Source organism: Streptomyces sp. NPDC051133, from assembly GCF_040682635.1.
Lineage (GTDB): Bacteria > Actinomycetota > Actinomycetes > Streptomycetales > Streptomycetaceae > Streptomyces.
This window is the reverse complement of the sequence record NZ_JBFBBK010000199.1, coordinates 1-1983: the sequence shown is the minus strand read 5'-3', so window position 1 is coordinate 1983 and position 1983 is coordinate 1. Positions and strand designations below refer to the sequence as shown.

The 1983-nt window shown below is 67.5% G+C and carries 3 pseudogenes; 2 read left to right on the top strand and 1 reads right to left on the bottom strand.

The annotated features are described in order from the left end of the window. Positions 1 to 391, top strand: a pseudogene (locus AB0N17_RS46360) (hypothetical protein); the annotation flags it as partial. On the opposite strand, the pseudogene AB0N17_RS46355 reads toward AB0N17_RS46360, so the two are convergent. Continuing rightward, positions 388 to 872, bottom strand: a pseudogene (locus AB0N17_RS46355) (YcaO-like family protein). The pseudogenes AB0N17_RS46360 and AB0N17_RS46355 overlap by 4 nt on opposite strands. A gap of 1020 nt (positions 873 to 1892) precedes the next feature. On the opposite strand from AB0N17_RS46355, the pseudogene AB0N17_RS46350 reads away from it, so the two are divergent. Further along, a pseudogene (locus tag AB0N17_RS46350) lies at positions 1893 to 1983 on the top strand (protoheme IX farnesyltransferase); the annotation flags it as partial.

Below are 1983 nucleotides of genomic sequence, written 5' to 3'. Positions count from 1 at the left end.
GTTCGAGGGGCGGTCCTCCGCCCGGTCCTGGCTACTGTCCATCGCCCGCCGCGCGGTGATCGACAGCTACCGGCACGCTGCCCCCCGGCCGCGCCTGTCGGACGTACCGGACTGGCAACTGGCCGTCGAACTGGCCCAGCGGTGCGACTTGCCCGGCTTCGACGAGGGCATCGTACTGCTGGATCTGCTGGCTTCACTGCCCGATGACCGTCGAGAGGCGTTCATCCTCACGCAGCTAAGCAGGGTGACCGCGATCGGCTCATGGCCGGTGACCCTCGTGACGGTCGCGACCACCTGGCGCAGCAGCCGCTCGACATCCGGCTCAAGGTCCACGCACAGGCCGGTGCACTCCGCCCAGCCGCGGGAAGGCAGGACGGCCAGCTCCGGCTAGCCCGGCTGCGCTGCGAACGCGGCCTCATGCGAGTCCAAGTCGTCACGGGTACCCGCAATGCACGTCAGACGGGACTGCGCGGCCTCGGTCAGTGCCCTCGACAGGGTGACCTCTGGGAGCGTGGCAGCCGGAGCCGGCGAAGACGATCGGGTAGTCCTCGGACCAGATATAGGCCGCGAACACGGGGATGCCGTACGGGCTGCCCACGTGGACGATCTCCAGCCACATCCCGGCCTTGAGGAAACGACCGATCACATCCGCGCAGTACGGGTCAGTCACCGAGGCTGGAGCGATCAGAGCGCGTAGCTGTCCGCCAGCGGCGTGGACGCGGTGCAGGACGTCCCGCTCCACCGTCTCCAAGAGGGCATGCAGCGTCGCCTCCGTGCGTGTTGCCGCACGCCAAACCGTTGCTCGTGACGGCGAACACCTCAGGTCTCAGCCCGTCGCGGTGTGCTTCGCGGCGCAGCAGGTCCGTCGGCACCAGGACTTCCTCACCACTGTTCAGCCCGATGCCAGCCGTCCAGTCCAGCTCAATCTTCCATCGGAACGCACAGCGAAGGGCGCGGCCGCCCGGTCTACCTCTTCGCCGGCACGTATCAAGCGCCAAGGCCGCCAGCCGTGTCCAGCGCCGCGCCTGATCGTTTCCTGAGGTGACGTGCGTGCACCGGTTCGTCGGTCTTGCCTTGGTCAGCAGCCGGCCCCCCTCCGATCGGTGATCGCTCCATCATGGCAGGCGGTCCCTTCGCGCTCTCCCCCCGGGAGGGCCAAGGGACCGCTGATATACCGGCCAAACAACCGAGTCGTCGCCAGAGGCCGGGCGACCAAATGACGTGGTTGACGGACGCCGTGGCCGGTGTCTTGTTCAGCGCACCGTCCACGTCCGCGGTGACACCTCATGCCCACATGCCCCACGCCCAGCCAGCAGCGCGACGAGCTCACCGTACGGGGGAGGCCGGAGTTGTTCCCGGACCCTGTTCTGCTCAGATCTGGCGTGGGTAGCGTGTGGACATGACCAGTGGCCGAAGACAAGCGCCGGGACGGTTCGTCCAAGCGTGTGCAGTTGACGAGCGGGGACCGCGGCGGGCCGAAGGGCCAAGAAGTCCAAAGGCCAGGAGAAAACCATCAGCCCCGGCGGCACGACCGCGCGTGCTGCGGGTCTGCGCGAGTTGAAACGCTTCCGGGAATCCATCGTGCTGCCGAACAACGTCGAGCAGCACGCCGGGATTCTGCATTGGCAGCACCGCTCCCGGCCGATGCCGATCAACAGACGGCCGTGGAAGAGGATTCTGCCGATGCACACCCCGCGCTGCGCGTTCACCTCACCCAGTGTCTCCAAGCAGCCCAGGCTCGGCGACCTGAAGACCTCGATGGACACTCTCCGCCGCAAACTGCCCGACCGGTGGCAGCAGCAGTCCCCCGAGAGGAGTGGGCCGCACGCCACGAACGCTGACCTCGAAGGCAGGCCCGACCTTCCGCACCGCGTACCCGGAACACGAAGCGGATCATCGAGCTGCTGCTCATCACCACCGTTCCGGTGATGTTCCTGGCGCAGCAGGGTGTGCCCGATCTGAAGCTGGTCCTGCTGACCTGCG